Origin of the sequence: Pseudoalteromonas sp. L21, assembly GCF_021728035.1 — a bacterium.
Taxonomy (GTDB): Bacteria; Pseudomonadota; Gammaproteobacteria; order Enterobacterales; family Alteromonadaceae; genus Pseudoalteromonas; species Pseudoalteromonas arabiensis.
Genome location: NZ_JAKKCV010000004.1, coordinates 131,998 through 153,961, shown reverse-complemented (window position 1 = coordinate 153,961; position 21,964 = coordinate 131,998). Strand labels below are relative to the sequence as shown.

The following is a 21,964-nucleotide window of genomic DNA, read 5'->3' as shown; positions in this document are numbered from 1 at the left end:
TAACAGCGATTTTTATTGATCTATGAATAGATTACAATGGCTGCCTGTTTATTTAGTCGTGTATTTTATGTCTTTTTGTAGTTGGGAAGCCAAACGGTTAATTTCTCTAGCCATCCCTGTATTTTTGGCACAAGTTACCCTTATTTTGATGACGGTGGTAGACACTATTATGGCAGGGCAAGTTAGTGCGACTGATCTCGCTGCATTGTCTATCGCTACAGGTATTTGGAATCCACTAATGCTGGCATTACAAGGCATTCTATTAGCCCTTACGGGGATTATTGCTCAATTTGCTGGCTCCAACGACAAACAAGGGATTAGTCATTATTTTCAACAAGGCTTATACCTAGCGCTGGTATTGAGTGTTATTGGACTGGGGCTTGCCAGCCTTACCGACATAGTGCTGGTTCAGTTAAATACATCACCTGCAATTTTAACCCTATCAGAGCAATACATTTATTTTGTTAAGTGGGGGATTTTTGGCTTTTTACTATTTAGCGTATACCGGAATATAACCGAAGGTATGGGCATGACTAAGCCAGCTTTTTATATCAGTTTAATTGGCTTAGCAGTGAATATTCCGGCTAATTATATATTCATTCATGGAAAATTAGGCTTTGAGGCCTATGGCGGTGCTGGTTGTGGCATCGCGACCGCCCTAGTATTCAGCGCAATGGCGTTAACACAAGTTATATACTGCCACTTCAGTAAAAAAATTAATGCCAAATCATTGTTAGCAAACTTTGCCTTACCTAAAGTAACGACTATGTGGACAATTACAAAAGTGGGTATTCCAATTTCATTGGCAACTTTTTTTGAAGTGACTCTATTTGCGTGTATTCCTTTATTCATAGCGCATCTAGGGGCTGTTGCTGTAGCGGGTCACCAAATTGCTGCCAGTGTCACAACGTTGTTATTCATGATGCCGCTGAGCTTATCTATTGCGATTAGTATTCGCATTGGAAACCTATTTGGCCAAAAGCATTATGATCAACTAAAAAATGCTGTTAAAACCAGCTATATTTTAGCCGCAATAATTGCCTTTATATTAGCCACTGTCACTTTTTTTGCACGTGATGTGATAAGTCAATTATATTCTGATAACCCTGAAGTGCTCGCGCTTGCTTCATCAATCATGGTGCTTGCTTGTATCTATCAATTACCTGATGCACTACAGGTATCGGCTAATGGTATTTTGCGAGGATTAAAATACACTGCCCCCATTGGCTATATCACCTTTATATCTTACTGGTTGATCGGCTTTGCTCTTGGCTACGTACTTGCTCGTACAGATTTAATAGTGTCAGCAATGGGCCCACACGGCTTTTGGATTGGAATTATTGTAGGTTTAAGTGCTGCAGCTATTATGTTGATGTTTACAGTACATTGGCGATTTAACCATGCACCATTTAAAAATGCCTAAAATTTTTTTGAAGCTCACTGTGATTACGGTGAGCTTCCTCGTCGTTGCTTGCTCTGAGTCTTCGGGAGAACTAAATCAAACCTATGCACAGAGGCTACACAATGTTCTTAAATTTAACGATTTTGAGCTAAAAAAGCCGACGACTTTCCCTGTTCAACATGACAAAGTCGACGCACATAATAGTACCACCATTGGCATGCTTGAGCTTGCTCAGCTTCAACAGTGTAAACTTGCAACCCTCATCGCTGAACACAACAATCAACTTGGCAAAACCGCTTCAGCTGCAAATATATTGAAATACCAAATAGATTTTATACAAAGTGCAAATACTTGCTTAGCAACCCTTGAGCAAAATGATGAGCTTTATAAAAAAATAGCATTCACAGCAGAGCAAAAAACAATCGCCCTGCCTACTTTTTTTAAAGCTATGCTCAACAACGAACCAGAATTTAAACAAACTTGGCAGCTAACATCTGTACACCTTGCAGAAGATACCGCGGGTTTTACTGAAACAGAACAGGCGATGAAAGAATTTGCCAAACTTGCTAAGCAGATAAATTCAGATAATGTAAAAAATGTAGATACTGAGTCAATTGTTAAAAACTTACAGGTTTTGAACCAGTTCAATTACAATAAACTTTTAATATCAGCAGCAAGGACACAGATTAGTTATAATAACCAACTAACAAAACTTTTAACTCAGTTTTCAAGTAACGAGTTATGCCCTCTCAATAAAAATAAACAAAAAGCACGCACATTAAGTAATATCTTTAAAAAGTTTTATTTGCAGCAACTACAGCCCTATCAGTCATTTTTGACAGGTAAGCTAGAAGCTCTACAACCACTTTACCTGCAAGTGTGGGATGATACCTCAATGCATCATTATGTATCTGTTTCTGGCGAACATGCTATTTTAGAGCAGCTAAAGCAATCAGCAAAGAGCCACGTACAATGGTGGCAAAACTTTTATAAAGAGTGTGAAATTAGTCCGTTATGAATAAAAAAACAGCACTTAACACAAAAATAGCTAAACCTGCTTGATTCACACAACTAGTCGCTATATATTAGCCTCCGTTGTTTAGCCAAACAGACAACAATTTTATATCAAAATACAACCGTAGCTCAGTTGGTTAGAGCACTACCTTGACATGGTAGGGGTCGGTGGTTCGAATCCACTCGGTTGTACCATGATATAGGTATAACCAAAGGAAAAAGCACTACCACTCTTAACGGCCCAGTCCAAAGGTCGGTGGTTCGAATCCACTCGGTTGTACCATGATATAGGTATAACCAAAGGAAAAAGCACTACCACTCTTAACGGCCCAGTCCAAAGGTCGGTGGTTCGAATCCACTCGGTTGTACCAAAACATTTAATCTCTTCAGAATTAAATGCCTGTACGACCGTAGCTCAGTTGGTTAGAGCGCTACCTTGACATGGTAGAGGTCGGTGGTTCGAATCCACTCGGTCGTACCAATCCTCTATTTCAGCGGTTTCTCCTAAAATAAATAATTAGCTCAGTTGGTTAGAGCGCTACCACTCTCTATGACCCGTGCCAAAGTCGGTGGTTCGAATCCACTCGGTCGTACCAATCCTCTATTTCAGCGGTTTCATCTAAAAATAAATAATTAGCTCAGTTGGTTAGAGCGCTACCACTCTCTATGACCCGTGCCAAAGTCGGTGGTTCGAATCCACTCGGTCGTACCAATTCTCTATTTCAGCGGTTTCATCTAAAAAAATAATTAACTCAGTTGGTTAGAGCGCTACCACTCTCTATGACCCGTGCCAAAGTCGGTGGTTCGAATCCACTCGGTCGTACCAATTCTCTATTTCAGCGTTTTCATCTAAAAATAAATAAATAAGAGCATTGAATTTACAGTACTTTTTGATATTTAAAAACACCTAATTGAGCTTATACTCGCTGGCAACTTTAACCCATACCAATTACTCTTTAGTATAGGGTCGTCCCCGAAATAAAATTAACATCATAAGGTCGTTCTCATGACGCGTCATCGAAAAATCGGATAACCGTTTCAAATTACGATATGAAAATATCTAAGACAAATAATTCGAATGTAATGCCTCTAACCAGTACGGGTGATCTAACGTAGCTCGGGCTTCGTTAAATTTTATTACAAATACAGTGTTGAAGACTAATCAAAAAGGGCTAAGCTTAACTTAAAAAAAGAAGCTTAAAAAACTATGAAAGTACTTGCTGTAATTATATTTATCTTTTCGTATCAAGCATTCGCTGGACTTACTCCTATTACTTACCAACTCGATGGCAAAGAAGTTACTCAAAATGCTGTACGCTATAAAGATGGTTATGGTTATAACTTGGGTGCTAAAAAAACGCTTCGATTAGTAACTCTTGATTGGCCTCCTTATATTGATGAAAACCTATGTAACAAAGGCTGGCTTTACCAATTTACGGTCCAATCTCTACTAAAAAAAGGCTATGGCGTCTATATTGGCTTTTATCCATGGGCTCGCGCAGTTAGAGAAGCGGAATTAGGAAAAGCCGATATCTTATTCCCCGAATATTTCGTTGAGGACGATGTAATATCTGACAACTTTCTCAACCAAACTCGCAATAATCTATTAGCTTTAAGTCAACCAATACCAGGTGGCGACTTATCTTTTGTTACTTTAAAAGGTAACTCGATTACATTCAATGGTGACCTTGAATCAATCAAGGAGCATGTTATAGGTGTAGTCCGTGCTTACAAAAACACCAAGAAACTTGATAGCATGATCGAAAGCAAAGAGCTTGATACCATCGTCGCTAATAATGAATACCAACTTATTCATTTATTGCTGAGCAATCGTGTCAGCCTTATTGTTGCAGACCTAGAGGTTTTAAAAGCAAGTGTCTATAAATCTCAGCTATCTAACAGCGATAAGCAAAGAATTATAGAATCTCTAGTTGCTGTAGAACCAACTCTAGAACACAAACCACTTTATTATTCTGTCAGCAAAACAAGCCCAAACTGGAAAAATACCTTAAAAGATCTCAATGACGAAATAGACACCATGCAAAAAAGCGGTAAGTTTGATGAGTTTATTGAAGATATGAAAAAACAATGCTACAAATTCGATAAAGCGGCGTAACCGCCGCTTCATTTAGATTACACAGGGTATTACTCGGGTACTCTAACCCAGCCTTCCATTAACACGCGCGCACTTCGGCTCATACTTGCTTTTGTGACTTGCCATTTACCATCAACAAGTGTTGCAGCAGCGCCTACTTTTAATGTGCCAGAAGGATGACCAAAGTTAACTTCCTGACGCTCTCCCCCGCCTGCGGCGAGATTTACAAGCGTACCGGGTATAGCTGCAGCGGTGCCTATTGCAACCGCTGCTGTGCCCATCATGGCGTGATGCAATTTACCCATTGACATAGCACGTACCACTAAATCAATATCAGTATCATTTACAACTTTGCCGCTTGATGCATGGTAGGTTGTTGCTGGAGCTACCCAGGCTACTTTTGGCGTATGTTGACGTGCTTTTGCTTCATCAAGATGAGAAATTAACCCCATTTTTAACGCCCCATAGGCACGAATTGTTTCTAATTTTTCAAGTGCAGATGCATCACCGTTAATCGCTTCTTGAAGCTCTGTACCATCATAGCCAACTTCACTGGCGTTTATGAAAACCGTTGGAATACCCGCATTGATCATCGTCGCAGACAGCATACCAATCCCCGGAACTTCAAGTTCATCCACTAAATTACCTGTTGGGAATAATGCACCTTCACCATCTGCCGGATCCATAAATTCAAGTTTCACTTCAGCAGCTGGAAAGGTCACGCCATCAAGCTCAAAATCACCGGTTTCTTGCACTTCACCGTTAGTAATTGGCACATGCACTATGATGGTTTTACTAATATTGACTTGCCATACTTTAACTTCAACAACGCCGTTATCAGGAATTTTACTCGCATCAACAAGACCATTCGATATCGCAAAAGCCCCAACTGCTGAGGTTAGATTGCCGCAGTTACCACTCCAATCAACATACGCTTTATCGATAGCCACTTGACCAAATAAATAATCAACATCGTGATCTGGTTTAGCGCTTTTCGATAAAATCACCGTTTTACTCGTACTTGAGGTTGCACCGCCCATACCATCAGTTTGTTTTTGGTAAGGATCGGGGCTACCAATCACACGTAATAATAGGTTATCGCGGGCCTCGCCTGCCACCTGGGCAGGCTCAGGTAAATCAATTAAGTTAAAGAACACCCCTTTACTGGTGCCGCCACGCATATAGGTTGCTGGCACCTTCATTTGTGGTTTAAACGCCATAGTTTAGTGCTCCTCAGATTCTAAGAAATCTTGCGCGAAACGTTGTAGCACACCACCAGCTGAATAAATTGACACTTCTTCAGCGGTATCTAAACGACACGTCATTGGTACTTCAACGGTTTCACCATTGGCACGGGTAATCACCAATGTCAGTGTTGCACCAGGTGTTGGCTCACCTTTGACACTAAAGCTCTCACTACCATCAATGCCTAAAGTCATTCGTGTCGTGCCAGCTTTAAATTCAAGTGGTAATACGCCCATACCAATTAAGTTAGTGCGGTGAATACGCTCAAAGCCTTCGGCTGCAATCACTTGAACACCTGCAAGGCGTACACCTTTTGCAGCCCAGTCACGTGATGAGCCTTGGCCATAATCAGCACCAGCCACAATGATAAGTGGTTGTTTACGCTGCATGTAGGTTTCAATGGCTTCCCACATACGTGTTACTTTGCCTTCAGGTTCAATGCGAGCATATGAACCTTGCTTCACTTCACCATTTTCTTTAACCATTTCATTCAATAATTTAGGGTTTGCGAATGTTGCACGCTGCGCTGTTAAATGGTCACCTCGGTGAGTAGCATATGAGTTAAAATCTTCTTCAGGGAGACCCATTTTAGCTAGGTATTCACCAGCAGCACTTGACGCTAAAATCGCATTTGAAGGCGACAAATGATCAGTGGTGATATTGTCGCCTAGTACGGCTAGTGCACGCATATCACTCAAAGAACGTTCACCCGCTAATGCCCCTTCCCAATAAGGTGGGCGGCGAATATAAGTACTTTGTGGGCGCCATTGGTAAAGCGGATCGTTGTCTTCACCGTAATCTACACTTAAATCAAACATTGGCTCGTAAACCTTTTTAAACTGCTCAGGTTTAACACTTTGTTTGATCACTGCATCAATTTCTTCATCTGTTGGCCATAAATCCATTAGGCGAATTTCGTTGCCTTGTTGATCATGCCCTAATACATCTTTTTCGATATCAAAACGAATCGTACCCGCAATAGCATAAGCAACAACCAGTGGCGGTGATGCTAAGAATGCTTGTTTGGCATATGGGTGAATACGGCCATCGAAATTACGGTTACCCGAAAGTACAGCAGTTGCGTATAAATCACGATCAATCACTTCTTGCTGAATTTTAGGATCAAGCGCACCACTCATGCCATTACAGGTCGTACATGCAAACCCCACAATACCAAAGCCAAGTTGCTCAAGCTCAGGTAATAAGTTAGCTTCTTCTAGGTAAGATTTCACCGCTTTAGAACCCGGTGCCAGTGATGTTTTAACCCATGGCTTACGGGTTAACCCTTTAGCGTTAGCATTACGCGCAAGTAAACCTGCAGCAATAACATTTCGCGGATTACTGGTATTTGTACAGCTTGTAATTGCTGCGATAATACACGCGCCATCTGGCATTAAGCCTTCTTCATTTTCTAAGGCGCCAGTGATACCCGCTTTATCAAGTTCGCTGGTTGCAACACGGCGATGTGGATTAGATGGGCCCGCAATATTTCTACCTACAGATGACAAATCAAAGGTTAATACACGCTCATACTCGGCCGTTTTAAGGCTATCACTCCAAAGACCTGTTTCTTTTGCGTAAGTTTCGACTAGTTTAACTTGCTCTTCTTCACGGCCAGTCAAACGTAAGTAATCAAGTGTGTTGTCATCGATGTAGAACATCGCAGCTGTTGCGCCAAACTCTGGCGTCATATTAGAAATAGTTGCTCTGTCACCGAGAGTCAGTGCATCGGCACCTTCACCATAAAATTCAAGGTAGGTCGAAACGACTTTTTCATTGCGTAAAAATTCGGTGATCGCTAATACGATATCCGTTGCAGTAATACCCGGCTGTGGTTTACCAGTCAGCTCAACACCGACAATATCAGGTAAACGCATGTAAGAAGCACGCCCCAGCATCACGCTTTCAGCTTCAAGGCCACCCACACCGACAGCAATAACACCTAACGCATCGACCATAGGTGTGTGGCTATCTGTACCCACTAATGTATCTGGGAATGCCACGCCATCACGTTTTTGGATCACTGGCGACATTTTCTCTAAATTGATTTGATGCATAATGCCATTACCCGGCGGGATCACATCAATATTTTTAAATGCTGTTTTCGTCCAATTGATAAAGTGAAAACGGTCATCGTTACGACGGTCTTCAATCGCACGGTTTTTTTCAAATGCGTCTGGTTCAAAACCTGCGTGTTCAACCGCTAATGAATGGTCAACAATTAACTGTGTTGGTACCACAGGGTTTACTTTTGCAGGATCGCCGCCTTTTGCAGCAATGGCATCTCGAAGGCCTGCTAAATCAACTAACGCTGTTTGACCTAAGATATCGTGACATACAACGCGAGCAGGAAACCAAGGGAAATCTAAATCACGCTTGCGGTCAATCAATTGCGACAGTGCATCATTGAGCATTTCAGGTTCACAGCGACGAACTAAGTTTTCAGCAAGGACACGTGATGTGTAAGGAAGTGTGGCATAGCTGCCCGGTTTAATTGCATCAACAGCAGCACGAGTATCAAAATAATCGACTCCGGTGCCTGCTAATGGTTTTCTAAAATTTGTATTCATGATGATTCTACTTGTACTTGGTGACGGTGAACAAAGGTGGGCTGATTGTTTTTGTATTTATTTCGCCCCTTCATAAAGGGGCAGCTAAGCCACCCCTATCACTATTTAATTAACGATTAACGCTCAGAAATTGGCGTATAGCTACGCGCTTCTGGGCCCGTATAATCTGCACTTGGGCGTATAATACGGTTATTGGCGCGTTGCTCTTTCACGTGTGCTGTCCAACCTGTAACACGGCTCATCACGAAAATTGGCGTGAATAACTTAGTTGGGATACCCATGAAGTGATACGCAGATGCATGGAAGAAATCAGCATTACAGAATAATTTCTTTTCACGCCACATGACCTCTTCACAGCGAACAGATACAGGATATAGAACATCGTCACCCACTTCATCAGCCAGTTTTTCTGACCATTTTTTGATGATCACGTTACGTGGATCTGATTCACGGTAAATAGCGTGACCAAAGCCCATAATCTTGTCTTTACGTTCAAGCATACCCATTAGCGCCTCTTCAGCTTGGTCTGCACTTGTGAAGCCTTCAATCATATCCATTGCCGCTTCGTTAGCACCACCATGTAATGGACCACGTAAACTACCGATAGCACCCGTTACACAAGAGTGAATATCAGACAATGTTGACGCACATACACGCGCAGTGAATGTTGATGCATTAAACTCATGCTCTGCATAGAGAATTAAAGACACATTCATTACTTGCTCAAATAATGCTGATGGTGCTTTATCGTGTAATAAATTTAAGAAATGTGCGCCTACCGAATCATCATCTGTTTCAGTGTCGATGCGAACGCCGTCATGGCTAAAACGATACCAATAACAAATAATACTTGGGAATACGGCAACTAGGCGGTCAATCGCATCATTCGCCTCTGAGAAATCTTGCTCCATTTCAAGATTACCTAGCATAGAACAACCGGTACGCATTACATCCATTGGGTGCGCGTCTTTAGGAATGTTCTCAAGCACTGTTTTTAGTGCATCTGGTAAACCACGTAGTGATTTTAGCTTTGCTTTATATTCAGTAAGCTCAGACTCTGTGGGTAATTCACCACGTGACAGTAAAAAAGACACTTCTTCAAACTGCGCTTTATCTGCTAATTCACTAATATCATAACCACAATAAGTTAAACCTGAACCTGATTTACCTACTGTACACAGTGCTGTTTCACCTGCTACTTGACCACGTAAACCTGCGCCGCCTAATGCTTTATCTACCATGAGTGTTCTCCTTATATGTTGTCGTTATGATTTTTTAGCTGAGAAAAGGTTATCGAGTGTGTTTTCATATGAGTGATAGTCTAAAAACTCATAGAGTTCAGCACGTGTTTGCATGTTGTCTAATTGGCTTTGTTGCGAGCCCTCGCTAAGAATAGACGAATACACATTAAGTGCTGCTTTGTTCATCGCTCTAAATGCACTAAGTGGGTAAAGTACAATTTCAACACCCACTTCGCTTAATTGCTCAGCTGTATATAGCGGTGTCTGGCCAAACTCAGTGATGTTCGCAAGAATTGGCACATTTAACGCTTTAGCAAATGCTTGATAATCTGCTAAATCATGCACAGCTTCTGCAAAGATAGCGTCGGCACCTGCTTCAACACATGCGGCAGCGCGGTCAATGGCTGCATTTAAGCCTTCTTTTTGGAATGCATCAGTACGCGCCATAATGTAAAAATCGCTATCTGTTTTCGCATCAACTGCGGCTTTAATACGGTCAACCATTTCATCTTTAGACACGATTTCTTTATTAGGACGGTGACCACAACGTTTTTGTGCAACTTGGTCTTCAATATGGAAGCCCGCAGCGCCCGCTTTAGTCATTTCTTTAACAGTACGAGCAATATTAAATGCACCGCCCCAACCTGTGTCAGCATCAACAAGAAGCGGTAAGTCGGTAGCGCTGGTAATCCGACGAATATCTTCAAGTACGTTATCTAAGCTTGTCATACCTAAATCTGGCATACCGTATGATGCGTTAGCAACACCCGCACCTGAGAGATAAAGTGCTTGGTGACCTGTTTTTTCTGCCATCATTGCGCAGTACGCATTGACGGTGCCAACCACTTGCAGTGGCTTATTGTTGGCGATTGCCTGTTTGAACTTTAATCCTGCTGACATTGGATAACTCCTATCTTTGAACGGTTTCAGCTCTTTGGCTGACTCTATTTTTTAAAGCTAAATTGTGACTGTTTAACTAAGGCGCTACTGATTTTTTGCTGCGAGTAAGTCAAACTTAGTCTGAATATTTGCCTGAGACGCACTAATATGGCGTTTCATAAGCATTTCGGCCAATTCACCATCATGGTTTTCAATGGCATTGATAATTGCCAAGTGTTCGTCAAATGCTTTTGATACACGCGGCCCAACCATCCCCATTTGTACACGGTACATACGAATTAACTGGTACAACTCATTACATAAAAGATGAATTAGATGCGCGTTTTTAGACCCTTTAATAATGCGATAATGAAAATCAAGGTCGCCCGCTTCTTGGTAGTATGATTCACCTTCTTTTACACGCTGTGTTTGTAAGTGCTGATTCAATAACTGTTTTAAACCTTGCACTTCTTCAGGTTCCATATTGTCAGCAGCTAACCGACAAGCAAGTCCCTCTAAGGCACTACGAACCTGATAGACTTCGATTAAACGCTCAGCGGTCAGTGCTACAACACGACAACCGACATTCGCTTTACGCTCTACCAAATAACAGCTCTCTAAACGATTTAGCGCCTCACGTAAGGTGGCACGGCTTACACCATAGCGTTTAGCAAGTTCTGGCTCAGAAATTTTGCTGCCCTGCTCAATGGTGCCTTGTACAATTTCACGACGCATGTCGACAAACACTTGGTCTGATGCCGTTGTTATCGTGATATCGTTGTAGTTATCGTTTGCTTTTTGCTCTGTCATAAATAGGTCTATTTAAGTACTAAATTAAGATTGTCGACAATTTGTAAGTTCACTATGCGCCCTATCATTGAATGTGTCAACCTTGAGATCGGAAAAATAGACTAAAAAATCAGCAAAATGTCGACATAAAATGATATTTATCAAAAATAATGACTATAAAAGATATTTATATCGTTAATATGTCGACACTTTAATCTCACTCTGAAAAAGCTAAAAATATCCCCTGACAGCGCTATAAATGGTATGATCAGCCTATTATTACGTGACGTGAGAGCCATTTAGTGGACGCTAATACATATATTCCAGACTCATTTATTCATGATGTAAAAAGCTACCTTCCTGAACATTTATCATTAGACGACTTTATTGCAGCCTGTCGCCGCCCACTTAGACGATCTGTTCGCGTAAATACATTAAAAATGTCAGTCTCAGAATTTCAGCGTCAATGCGCCAACAAAGGATGGGAGTTAACAGCAATCCCATGGTGCAAGGAAGGGTTCTGGTTAACACGTCCTAGTGAGGAAGAAGAAGCCCTTGCAATCGGTAATACCGATTTACACTTAAGTGGTGCTATGTATGTGCAAGAAGCCAGTTCAATGCTACCGCCGGTTGCTCTTCGAGCCGAAGTTAAGCAAAGCGATGCGGTACTTGATATGGCATCGGCACCGGGTTCAAAAACATCACAAATCGCCGCCATGATGGATAATACTGGCGTGTTAGTTGCCAATGAGTTGTCATCATCTCGCTTAAAAGTCTTGGCAGCAACACTCAAGCGTATGGGTGTAGGTAATTGTGCATTATCACATTTTGACGGTGTGATCTTTGGGGATTACATGTATGAGTGCTTCGACAGTATTTTGCTAGACGCCCCGTGTTCAGGTGAAGGCACGGTTCGTAAAGATGCAGACGCCCTAAAGAATTGGTCAATTGAGTCTAATATAGATATTGCTGCTGTACAAAAAGCCCTTATCAAAAGTGCCTTTTATGCCCTAAAACCTGGCGGCACATTAGTTTATTCGACCTGTACTTTGACACCGCTTGAAAACCAACAAGTGTGCGAGTATCTATTAGCAGAGTTCCCTGCTTGCATCGAAGTACAATCGCTCGATAACCTGTTTGATGGCGCTGATAAAGCGACAACCAGCGAAGGTTATTTGCATGTTTGGCCACAAACTTACGACAGTGAAGGTTTCTTCATCGCTAAATTTAAAAAAATAGCCTCAATTGACAACCCACACCAAAAAGTTAAAAAAGGCGCATTTCCGTTTGCTGAGTTTGATAAAAAGCAAAGCCAAGCGTTTATGCAAACAATTAAAAAACAGTTCGGTCTAAAATCACTCAAAGGCACCTTAATGCAACGTGATAAAGAGCTTTGGTTGTTTCCTGATGGCTTTGATGAACTGCAAGATAAAATTAAATACTCACGTTTAGGCATTCAACTTGGTGTGATCCATAAAGGCGGAGTTCGCTTAGCACATGAATTCGCCACCGTCTTTGGTCAAGATTGCGAAAAAAATACCTTTGAGATGTCTGCTTGCCAAGCAAACGATTACTTTAACGGTAAAGATATTCGGCTCGAAAAACCAACTCAAGATAATGGTGAAGTAGTGTTAATGTTATGTGGCTGTCCGGTAGGCCTCGGTAAGTGGCAAAAGAATAAAATCAAGAACTCACTACCACGTGATTTAGTACAAAATACCCAGTTAATAACTTGGGTATAAGTTGCGTATAAACCCTGAACAAATACATACCTTTAATAGGTAAAATGGTGTAACAAGTTGATTTAAAACCAATATAAAAATTGTACATTTATCGTGCAATTTCCCACTATTTAACTACACTTAAAAGTACTTTCTACTTCTCCCTACTAAATTTAGAAGGTGTTTTTTTATAGTTAGCGCAGGCTCGCAAGAGCCACCCCCTAAGCCCAGAACAATGCGGATTCGTTCTGGGCGTTTTTTATGCAAAAGTCGCATTGCACTATTCATTGCTTTTTGATTCTATTACAGAAAATAGATGAAAAGGGATTGAACATGTTAAAATTATCACGCTTTTTAATTACGGCATTTATTAGTTTAAACACAAGCGCTCAGAATACCTCATACCAAGGCTTTTCCTACCCAGATAACGCCAGTAACGCAATAAGTATTACCTTTGACGATGCAAGACATAGCCAAGTCGATAATGGGTTGTCGTTATTAAATAAATACAAAGTTAAAGCCACCTTTTATGTTTCCCCCTTTAATGTTGAGGAACGAGTAAGTAAGTGGCAAAAAGTTGTAAAAGACGGTCACGAAATAGCCAACCACACTAATAAGCATTTATGTACTGGGAATTTTGAATGGTTGCGTCAACAAGGTTTATCCTTAGAACAAGCTTCACTTAAGGATATTGAAAAAGATATCATAGACAGCCAACAGTATATTAAGCAAACGTTAGGTGTTGATGCAAAGGCATTCGCATACCCGTGCGGCAACACTTTTGTAGGCCGAGGGGCTAACACTAAAAGCTATGTTCCATTAATAGCCAAACATTTTGACACAGGCCGAACTTGGTTAGACGAAACAGCAAACAACCCCAACTTTACTGACTTTTCACAGTTAACAAGTCTACGGATCGATGGACTCACATTTGCAGAGATTAAGGCCATGATAGAACAACATCGAACCAATAATAGCTGGATCATTCTAGCAGGGCATGAAATAGGCGAACGTGGCCAATACTCTACCGATATAAACGCATTAGAAGAGCTGATTAATTACTTACAAAAACCAGAAACTGGCTACTGGTTAGCAACTGTTAGTGAAGTGTCGAACTATATCAAGCAACATAGAAAAGACATACAGTGAATCTAACGTGCTTTAAAACAAAGTGAGTAGCTTTTTAGTTCTTTAACATCGTATTAGTATTAAAATTTTTGCAGCTGCGTTTATAAGCCGGTGTTTGTCTAACACGGCTAAATTCATTGCCAAATTGAAGTGATAAACACACTATACCTAAGCGCTCCATTCGCTCTGCCATATTAAAAATACTATTAAATTTATAACCATGTTTAGAAGCTAGCTTAAGCTCATTTACATATAGTGCTTTATAGGTAGGCGGTAGATTAGTCCAGTGCATTAAAGCGATTTGAATAATACCTAGATGAGTATTAAATTCATAAGGCCCCATTTTTTTCGCTTCTTGGAGATAGCCATATACTCGCTCAGAAGGCCCTTCTTGAAAGCTGACAACCTGAGCTAAGGCAACCCAAGTTTGCGCCCAAGTGCTCCTTAGCTCAACCGACTTTAATAGTGCTTGTTCAACTTGTTGGTATGTATCTTCAACCTGCTTAATTTGCTCATTCGATGATATATTCATTTTTGATAAACCTAACATTTTAATATGAGCCAAAAAATGCCAGTAATGCGGATGTTCAGGGTCCAAATCAGTTGCCAGCGTCATTGCATTTTCTGCGCTGAGCAACGATGTGTTAGAAGAATCAAGAGCAGTGGCCTGCACAATATTTAGCGCATTAAAATACCACGCATTCGCACGCATACTTTGTAGGCTTGAATAAGTAATAAAAAGCACTAAGACGGCTAAAATAGAGCTAGTTACAGTTTTACCTATGTTAAATTTAGTCATTAAATAAGCATTCTGTCAATCGTTGCGGATTAGTAATGAAGATTGAGTTAGCTTGTTCTACACCGATTAATTGCGAGACAGTTTCTTTAGCCTGGCTAAGAACGGGAGGACGACGTTTAACGGAATGAGTATCAGAGGCAATATAACTAACTAGGCCATCGTTAAGCATTTGCAATGATATGGCTTTTGCGTTTTCCCCCCACTCACCTTGGATACTTGATGCTGTTAACTGAAAATCACAGCCTAATTGTTTTAAGTGCTGAATATAATATAGATTAGACTGAATATCTCGGTTACGCTCCGGATGCGGAATAATTACCCGAATATTTTGTTTATCAAGCCATTGGATAAATTTATCGTAACCTTGTGGCATATGCGAATGTGGTAACTCTAATAACAGTACATTTTTATTAGCTATTTCCCCAATAAAAGGTAACTGATTAGACATAACCAATGCCATAAGTTCTACATCGAGACGCACTTCTGCTGCGGCAGCTAACTTTACACCAATACCGGCATTTTTTGCATGTAGACGCAAGTTAACCAAGCTCTCGTAAATATGAGAGCTTCGGTTATTAAATCTACCTATATGTATATGTGGTGTAGCAACCATATGGGTTATACCATCATCTTCAGCCATTTTAAGAAGCGCTAAAGATTCATCTAGATCTTTAGCGCCGTCATCAATACTTGGCAAAATATGACTATGAATATCAAACATAAACTAACTTAGTTACGCTTGAGGTTTTTCAGGTTGCTGTGAGTAATCGTAATAATCATAATACCCTTGACTGTGTTCATCTTTAGACTTACTCATATCCACTTGGTTTAGTAAAACACCCGCAACATGAGCTTTTACTTCAAATAGACGCTCAAGCCCTGCGGTGATAGGTTTAATACGTGTTATATCTGATTTAACAACATATACAACCGAGTCAACACTTTGTGCTATTACTAGTGCATCACTAACCGCTTGAGTCGGTGGCGTATCAACAATAATATGATCATACTTACCTTTTAATTCACTAAGCAAATCAGAAAAGCGGCTGCTCGAGAGGAGCTCAAGTGGGTTAGAGGGTATCTGACCACTGGGCATTATAGTTACACCAGATTGCGAATCCTCATGTACACAATCAGTTAATTGATCTGTGCCAATAATTAAATTACTCAAACCAGGGTGAAACACTGGTATATCAAATCGTTTTGCTAGAGTTGGCTTACGTAAATCAGCATCAATTAACAACACCTTCCCCATTTGCGCTAACGACATGGCTAAATTAGCAGAAGTAGTGGTTTTACCTTCTCCTGGCGAAGTCGATGTAACAGCAATAACCTGATGTGCGCGGTCAAGATGAGTTAATAATAGACTAGTACGGAAAGTTCGTACCGATTCAGCAAAGCGACGATACGTATCATCTAAGTAAGCATGGATCGGAAAGAAACTCTTTTTAGGAATTGCAACATGAGGTAGCAAACCTAACATTCGCTGCGCTAGTTTATTTTCAACATCATTTTTATTTTTAACAGTATCGTTTAGCGCGTCAAAAACGAATGTCATCACCATTGCAAAACCTAAGCTTGCAACAAAGGCTAAAATAATAATTAACTTTTTATTTGGTTTACTTGGATTTCTTGGTGCATATGCACGGTCTGTAAAACGAGCTGCTGCTGAACTAAAGTCGCTGGTTACTTCAGTTTCTTTAGAGCGAGATAAAAAGGTATTAAAAATATTACGGTTTGTTTCAACTTCACGCTTTAACTGGTTATATTGCGTCTCTTTACGCGTTACATCTTGATACTCAGCACGGATTTTTGCTAAATCCCCTTCAAGAGCACTGACAGTACGCGCAATCCTATTTAACTCTTTCTCAATACCAGTAATCAAACCTTTAATTTGCTTATTAAGGTTCGTTTTTACTGTCGCTAACTCAGCTTTAGCTGAAATCATTTTAGGATGTTTAGGGCCATATACCTCAGCTAATTCGCTCACCTTTCGCTCAGCTAACACCACTTCACGTTTAACATCTTGTACTACACGGTGCGAAGTAATTTCAGGCATACTTCCCAGTAACTCAATGTTATCATTGCCATATTCATTGATAACACGGTTTATACTTTCCAAATTGTTTTTTGTAGCGCGAGCGTCAACAAGCTGTTTAGACGTTTGCTCTAACTCTTGAGTTATAAGCCCCGCAATACCTTCAATGTCGACAAGTTTTTGCTCTTCTCGGTAGTTTTGTAAGCGAACTTCAGAGCTGTCAAGTTGAACTCGTAGCTCTGATAAGCGGGTATTCAACCAACTTGAAGCCTGTTGGGTGATGCCCATTTTAGCGCGCATTTGGCTTTCAATATAAACCTCACCTACGGTATTAGCGACTAAGGCAGCAAGTTTAGGATCGCTCGATTCAAAACTAACTTTTACAAGTTGGGTCTTACGAATAGGTGATACGCTCAGGTTAGCTCTAAACGTAGCAAGTAAATCCAGCATTTTTAACTCAGCAATCTCCTGCTCGGTGAGCACTGAACGTTCAGACTTGTTAAGAAATGGCAAAAGTTGCTTCGCCATACTTTTTAACTCATCACTGAATGAAGGTTTATTAATAAAGTCCGGATGCTCTGCCAAATTTAGCTTTGTGATGACCTCTCGGGCTATACTATCCGACTTTATTACTTCAAACTGAGTTTGATAATATTCTTTTTTCGTTGAATCTAAGCCATAAACTTCATCAAAGCTAACAGCTTTTGTTTGTTCTGACTCAATCAGTAAGGTTGCAGAAGCTATATACTTAGGTACCAAGGTTAGAGTAACCATCATGGTAAATAAAGTTACAACAACCGAAAAACCTAAGATTTTCCATTTATTCTGTTTGATAACATTAAGGTAAGCGCCTAAATCAATGAGTTCTTCATTGCTATTAGGCTTTTCTGATAGTGAATTCATTTTTAATTACTGCCTTTAACTGCCTAAAACAAGCGCTGTTCTATTTTTATAGTGTCACCAGCAGCAATTTGGCTATTTAAGTTACCTTTTTGTTGCTGCGCTTTGGTTTTCTCTTTAAAAATAAAAATTTTGTCAACAGAGGCTCGCTCAGTTAATCCGCCAGCTAATGCAATTGCTTGGTTTACTGTCATTGCAGGTTGATACGGATACGCACCAGGCTCCTTAACTTCACCGTGGATATAAAAAGGACGGTATTCCACGACTTGAGCATATACGTTAGGGTTAACCAAATAATCAGGCTGTAAACCCTCGCTAATCGTTTGCTCAACTTGCGAAATATTTAATCCGACAAGCTTGACCTTACCTAAAAAAGGGTAATTAATCTCACCGCTATTACCTAGCAGTGAGGTTACATCTAAATCTGGCTGGCCAAATACTTTAATTTCTATTTTATCACCAGCCCCTAAGATATAGTTTTTTGAATCATCAGCAAAACTATAAACACTTAGGAGCAAGGTTAAAGCTATTAAAATTTTGACCTTCATTCATTACCCTTTAACGCAAAAGTAAAATTAAGCCCCACGATTACACGATCAAATTCGATGTTAGCTTGGTTTGAGTTACGGTCTATGAAATCAACATAACCCGATACCATACCAAAGTTGTTTGCTAGATAGTTCAACCCAAGACGTGCGTTTTTAACTTTATCTTTGCGATTAAAATTGCCCACGTACTCTTGATCCACATAATTTGCGCTGACTACTGAGCTTAAAGATTCACTCCAATCATGTTGCCATGTAGCACCATATACACTCTCACGAATATAATCGCCTTGAACCAAAGGATCCTTTGCTGCACGGCTAGTTACCAATTGTAATGACGTATATGAAAGTGGTTTCCAAACAACCGCAGCTTCCCAGCTTAAACCGCTGAAATTGTCCCGAAGATTCGACTCGAAATCTTTATTCTGATAACCGACTTTAAACGATCCCGTTGTAATGGCTGTCGCTTCCCATTCCATACCCAACAATACTTTAACATCATCTGAATCACGAGAAATACCATTAGAATCAATAACATCGTAGCGATAGTTTTCCTGCTTTATCTCTACAAAGGCACGGCTACCGGCATGTGTATTATAATAACCAGTAATACCTAGCATAGGTTTGTCGTAATCACGGAAACGAGATATCTCAGAAAAATTTTGATAATTTTTATTATAGTAGCCAGCCATAAAAGCGACCTGCGCCTTAGAGCTTAGGGCACCATATTCATACCTAGCAGAGAAATTCTGTTGTTGGTATGTAATTAAGTCATCAATAGTATTACCCTGACCTTCTGTCAAACCTGCACCACGTGCTTCTGACAGCCAATCAGCATCACCTTTAATATCTACACGGTGTTTACTGGTAAATTCTTTATGCAAACCAGCGCCTAGATTTATTTGCGTAAAGTTATCAGTAGAATCTTTATTATGCAGTGCAGAACGTGTAGCAACATCAAATTCATAATTGTCTGGACCGTCTTCAATCAATGCATTTAAACTAGGTGCTATTTCCCATATTAGACGAGACTGGGTATCTGATGGTGTCATAAAAAAGTTGTCGTTGCTACTAACACCTAATTGGAGCGTAGGCGTGAGCTCTGCTCCATCCTCAGTCATAAAACTGCCTGGCTTTAATTCAACTGCGATCGCAGGTGCAGATAAACCCAGTGCAATAGGTAAAAATAAAATTGTATTAGTACGCATTTTCACTTTTAAATCCCTTAAAAATTGTCATAAAAATTATTTTCACATCAAGCCACAAGGACCAGTGCTTAATGTAATGTAAGTCGTATTCAACTCGTTTAGCCATCTTATCAAGTGTATCTGTTTCACCGCGCCAGCCATTAATTTGAGCCCAACCGGTGATACCAGGTTTTGCTTTGTGTCTAATCATGTAGAAATCGACCTTAGATCTGTATTCTTCGTTATGAGCTACAGCATGAGGTCTTGGGCCGACTATTGACATTTCACCTCTTAATACATTGATGAATTGAGGTAACTCATCAAGGCTAGTTCTTCTCAAGAAGCCACCAAGCTTAGTAATACGCGCATCATTTTTTGTCGCTTGTGTAACTACGTCACTATTTTCGGTGACTGTCATAGACCTAAACTTCCACACTTTAATTTTTCGACCATCTAAACCATATCGATCTTGTTTGAAGATTATATTTCCAGGGGAAGTAAGCTTAACTGCAGCAGCGATCACTAACAGTAAAGGGGAAATTAATAGCAGAATTAATGAAGAAACAATAATATCTTCAGTACGCTTAATAAACTCCTGCGCACCTATTAAAGGTGACTCAAACACGCTTAATGTATCTAAATTACCAACATGTTCTATCCTAGCGTGAATCAAGTTAGAAAGTAGAAAATCAGGAATAACATGCACATCAACCGTCGTATTGCCAAGCTGTAATAAAATATCAGCAATACGCTTTTCAGCTTTTAGTGGTAATGCAATGTATAATATGTCTATTTCACCATCTCGAGCCCGATCAATTGCGGTTTGAATGTTGCCTTCCACGTCATAATTGGCGGCTTTTTCAAACAAACGTTCAGGTTTACGGTCATCAAAGAAACCCATAAACTTAAAGCCTAACTCGCTATTATTTTCAATTTCTTTATGTAAATACGCTGCCCCTTCAGTTGCACCAACAATTGCAACATTACGAAGATTCAAGCCTAATCGACGTCGATTACGTTTGTATAAATGAACAGCCAAACGCCAGCTAAATAAAAGCAGCAAGCTCACAAAAAACCAAATGGTTAACCCTAAACGAGACAATACTTCTGTGAATTTAAAAACAAATGAAATACAAAACATCGTTGAAAACGCAACGACTAAAGAAACCCAAGAGCATAAAACCATGCTTCTGAATTTACCTGCACGCCACGATCGGTATGTAGATAATATTTCTGCACAATACATATAGGTAATTGTGATAGATAATGCAGCTGCAAGATAAGCTGAGGTAAAGTGAATAGTATAAATACTATTTGCTATTTGAAATGCAATAAAAAGTGTTAACAAGTCAAATAAGCGATAAAAATTTGCATCTGAAGAACTAGATGGTTTAAATGTTCTGCTTCTGTTCACTATATCTTCCTTGAACGGCAAGTAACTAAAAAATCAGCTGCAATAATATAGTGACAACAGGAACAGATCAACCAAAAAATAAGTATAAAGTGCCAAACAAAAATTGCATTAAATTGAAGTATAAAAAAGAAACATTTAAAAAAATGAACGCAAGATAAACAAAAATAAACACAACATTATTAAATTAAACTATTCAGGGCAGATTCATATTTCTTTATTATTTTAATAAACAAAGGGATAGGAGCAGTTTATTGACAATCGATTTCCAAAAAAGGTAAAAAAACACAAGACTGTGTAAATTATAATCAAAATAAAATTGAAAAATTGGGGTTAATTTAAAAAAAATAAATTGCAAGAAGCTAGACCATTTACAAAAAATAAACATATTTAAGCAGTAAACATGAATATTACTCATATTAAGTTAATGTGACAGTAGTGAGATTGCATTACTTAATATGAGCGAAACCATATCAAATTACCAATTAAAAAGGACCGGTAAAACCTAACCCTCTCAGCCACTTTAGCTATTCTAATTTAACAGGGAGTTAAACCAGCCCCACAGGCCAAAGGAAAAGCTAGAAAATATATCAATTCCCAATGCAGATTTCGCCAAATATAAAATTAGCAATATAGTTAATAGGACAAATGAGACTGCCATGCTTAAAATTACCGCTTGCCCAAACTTAGCAACTTTTTGTTCTTGAGGAGTTAATTGTCGCCTATTTCGTCCAGCCAAAAGCACGTAGTAATAACGGTATTTAAATAATTTAACAACCCCTCTAAGGTCAACTGCGTGATTCCCCCATTGTCTTGCACCGATTGCAATTTTCAAATGTACTAACTGTTCATCGGTAAATGTATTTTGAATACCCTCTGGCATTCTTTCCAACAAACTTTTAATTGCAGGGTCATCGTGTAAATCAGCCAAAATAAACCTTTTTAAATCCGTTTTAAAACGAGCGCAATTCTAACAAAATGAGCCAATTAAAAAAGTTAA

General features: G+C 39.8%; 17 protein-coding genes and 2 tRNA genes. 7 read left to right on the top strand and 12 right to left on the bottom strand.

Annotation, left to right across the window (positions count from 1 at the left end):
- Positions 1 to 67 precede the first annotated feature (67 nt).
- From L3V41_RS12495 to L3V41_RS12475, 5 genes are all read left to right on the top strand, one after another.
- Positions 68 to 1,423, top strand: a complete 1,356-nt coding sequence (locus L3V41_RS12495; protein WP_062569196.1) for an MATE family efflux transporter — start codon at positions 68 to 70, stop codon at positions 1,421 to 1,423.
- Positions 1,416 to 2,420: a DUF3080 family protein gene (locus tag L3V41_RS12490; RefSeq protein ID WP_237127853.1), complete on the top strand. Its 1,005-nt coding sequence runs from the start codon at positions 1,416 to 1,418 to the stop codon at positions 2,418 to 2,420. Before L3V41_RS12495 ends, L3V41_RS12490 begins: the two co-directional genes overlap by 8 nt.
- A gap of 114 nt (positions 2,421 to 2,534) precedes the next feature.
- Positions 2,535 to 2,611: transfer RNA gene (locus L3V41_RS12485), tRNA-Val, on the top strand.
- Between the two features lie 209 nt (positions 2,612 to 2,820).
- Positions 2,821 to 2,897 (top strand) — tRNA-Val (locus L3V41_RS12480).
- A gap of 726 nt (positions 2,898 to 3,623) precedes the next feature.
- On the top strand, positions 3,624 to 4,532 hold the full coding sequence (locus tag L3V41_RS12475; protein ID WP_237127852.1) for a transporter substrate-binding domain-containing protein: 909 nt from the start codon (positions 3,624 to 3,626) through the stop codon (positions 4,530 to 4,532).
- A gap of 29 nt (positions 4,533 to 4,561) precedes the next feature.
- On the opposite strand, the gene prpF is transcribed toward L3V41_RS12475, so the two are convergent.
- From prpF to L3V41_RS12450, 5 genes are all read right to left on the bottom strand, one after another.
- The gene (prpF, locus tag L3V41_RS12470; protein ID WP_237114132.1) at positions 4,562 to 5,731 is read right to left on the bottom strand and encodes a 2-methylaconitate cis-trans isomerase PrpF; all 1,170 of its coding nucleotides are present in this window, start codon (positions 5,729 to 5,731) and stop codon (positions 4,562 to 4,564) included.
- A 3-nt stretch (positions 5,732 to 5,734) separates the two neighbouring features.
- Entirely contained in the window at positions 5,735 to 8,326 is a 2,592-nt protein-coding gene (gene acnD, locus L3V41_RS12465) for a Fe/S-dependent 2-methylisocitrate dehydratase AcnD (protein ID WP_237127851.1), read from the bottom strand.
- Positions 8,327 to 8,442: 116 nt separating this feature from the next.
- Positions 8,443 to 9,567, bottom strand: a complete 1,125-nt coding sequence (gene prpC / locus L3V41_RS12460; RefSeq protein WP_062569202.1) for a 2-methylcitrate synthase — start codon at positions 9,565 to 9,567, stop codon at positions 8,443 to 8,445.
- Positions 9,568 to 9,591: 24 nt separating this feature from the next.
- Positions 9,592 to 10,467: a methylisocitrate lyase gene (prpB, locus tag L3V41_RS12455; protein WP_062569203.1), complete on the bottom strand. Its 876-nt coding sequence runs from the start codon at positions 10,465 to 10,467 to the stop codon at positions 9,592 to 9,594.
- 84 nt (positions 10,468 to 10,551) lie between these two features.
- Entirely contained in the window at positions 10,552 to 11,256 is a 705-nt protein-coding gene (locus L3V41_RS12450; RefSeq protein ID WP_054554723.1) for a GntR family transcriptional regulator, read from the bottom strand.
- Between the two features lie 281 nt (positions 11,257 to 11,537).
- Between L3V41_RS12450 and rsmF the strand changes: the two genes are divergently transcribed.
- Together rsmF and L3V41_RS12440 are read left to right on the top strand one after the other, a co-directional pair.
- Positions 11,538 to 12,977 (top strand): 16S rRNA (cytosine(1407)-C(5))-methyltransferase RsmF, encoded by a 1,440-nt coding sequence (gene rsmF, locus L3V41_RS12445; protein ID WP_237127850.1) that lies wholly within the window; start codon positions 11,538 to 11,540, stop codon positions 12,975 to 12,977.
- 312 nt (positions 12,978 to 13,289) lie between these two features.
- Positions 13,290 to 14,105 carry a polysaccharide deacetylase family protein gene (locus tag L3V41_RS12440; protein ID WP_237127849.1) on the top strand — a complete coding sequence of 272 codons (816 nt, stop codon included), beginning with the start codon at positions 13,290 to 13,292 and terminating at the stop codon, positions 14,103 to 14,105.
- A 34-nt stretch (positions 14,106 to 14,139) separates the two neighbouring features.
- Here L3V41_RS12440 and L3V41_RS12435 read toward each other — a convergent pair whose 3' ends face one another.
- From L3V41_RS12435 to L3V41_RS12405, 7 genes are all read right to left on the bottom strand, one after another.
- Positions 14,140 to 14,883 (bottom strand): VpsP family polysaccharide biosynthesis protein, encoded by a 744-nt coding sequence (locus tag L3V41_RS12435; protein WP_237127848.1) that lies wholly within the window; start codon positions 14,881 to 14,883, stop codon positions 14,140 to 14,142.
- On the bottom strand, positions 14,876 to 15,604 hold the full coding sequence (locus L3V41_RS12430; RefSeq protein WP_193988885.1) for a CpsB/CapC family capsule biosynthesis tyrosine phosphatase: 729 nt from the start codon (positions 15,602 to 15,604) through the stop codon (positions 14,876 to 14,878). The genes L3V41_RS12435 and L3V41_RS12430 overlap by 8 nt, the downstream gene beginning before the upstream one ends.
- A 12-nt stretch (positions 15,605 to 15,616) precedes the next feature.
- The gene (locus L3V41_RS12425) at positions 15,617 to 17,824 is read right to left on the bottom strand and encodes a polysaccharide biosynthesis tyrosine autokinase (protein ID WP_062569207.1); all 2,208 of its coding nucleotides are present in this window, start codon (positions 17,822 to 17,824) and stop codon (positions 15,617 to 15,619) included.
- Between the two features lie 23 nt (positions 17,825 to 17,847).
- Entirely contained in the window at positions 17,848 to 18,369 is a 522-nt protein-coding gene (locus tag L3V41_RS12420; RefSeq protein ID WP_062569208.1) for a polysaccharide biosynthesis/export family protein, read from the bottom strand.
- The gene (locus L3V41_RS12415) at positions 18,366 to 19,580 is read right to left on the bottom strand and encodes an outer membrane beta-barrel protein (protein ID WP_237127847.1); all 1,215 of its coding nucleotides are present in this window, start codon (positions 19,578 to 19,580) and stop codon (positions 18,366 to 18,368) included. Before L3V41_RS12415 ends, L3V41_RS12420 begins: the two co-directional genes overlap by 4 nt.
- A complete protein-coding gene (locus L3V41_RS12410) occupies positions 19,564 to 20,967 on the bottom strand; it encodes an undecaprenyl-phosphate glucose phosphotransferase (RefSeq protein ID WP_062569210.1) in 1,404 nt (467 codons plus the stop codon). Before L3V41_RS12410 ends, L3V41_RS12415 begins: the two co-directional genes overlap by 17 nt.
- Before the next feature lie 529 nt (positions 20,968 to 21,496).
- Entirely contained in the window at positions 21,497 to 21,895 is a 399-nt protein-coding gene (locus L3V41_RS12405; protein WP_237127846.1) for a 3-phosphoshikimate 1-carboxyvinyltransferase, read from the bottom strand.
- Positions 21,896 to 21,964 lie beyond the last annotated feature (69 nt).

Excerpts from the sequence above, each read along its gene's own strand:
- L3V41_RS12495 (WP_062569196.1), top strand. The coding sequence starts at position 68 with ATGTCTTTTTGTAGTTGGGAAGCCAAACGGTTAATTTCTCTAGCCATC.
- L3V41_RS12490 (WP_237127853.1), top strand. The coding sequence starts at position 1,416 with ATGCCTAAAATTTTTTTGAAGCTCACTGTGATTACGGTGAGCTTCCTC.
- L3V41_RS12475 (WP_237127852.1), top strand. The coding sequence starts at position 3,624 with ATGAAAGTACTTGCTGTAATTATATTTATCTTTTCGTATCAAGCATTC.
- prpF (WP_237114132.1), bottom strand. The coding sequence starts at position 5,731 with ATGGCGTTTAAACCACAAATGAAGGTGCCAGCAACCTATATGCGTGGC.
- acnD (WP_237127851.1), bottom strand. The coding sequence starts at position 8,326 with ATGAATACAAATTTTAGAAAACCATTAGCAGGCACCGGAGTCGATTAT.
- prpC (WP_062569202.1), bottom strand. The coding sequence starts at position 9,567 with ATGGTAGATAAAGCATTAGGCGGCGCAGGTTTACGTGGTCAAGTAGCA.
- prpB (WP_062569203.1), bottom strand. The coding sequence starts at position 10,467 with ATGTCAGCAGGATTAAAGTTCAAACAGGCAATCGCCAACAATAAGCCA.
- L3V41_RS12450 (WP_054554723.1), bottom strand. The coding sequence starts at position 11,256 with ATGACAGAGCAAAAAGCAAACGATAACTACAACGATATCACGATAACA.
- L3V41_RS12440 (WP_237127849.1), top strand. The coding sequence starts at position 13,290 with ATGTTAAAATTATCACGCTTTTTAATTACGGCATTTATTAGTTTAAAC.
- L3V41_RS12435 (WP_237127848.1), bottom strand. The coding sequence starts at position 14,883 with ATGACTAAATTTAACATAGGTAAAACTGTAACTAGCTCTATTTTAGCC.
- L3V41_RS12430 (WP_193988885.1), bottom strand. The coding sequence starts at position 15,604 with ATGTTTGATATTCATAGTCATATTTTGCCAAGTATTGATGACGGCGCT.
- L3V41_RS12425 (WP_062569207.1), bottom strand. The coding sequence starts at position 17,824 with ATGAATTCACTATCAGAAAAGCCTAATAGCAATGAAGAACTCATTGAT.
- L3V41_RS12420 (WP_062569208.1), bottom strand. The coding sequence starts at position 18,369 with ATGAAGGTCAAAATTTTAATAGCTTTAACCTTGCTCCTAAGTGTTTAT.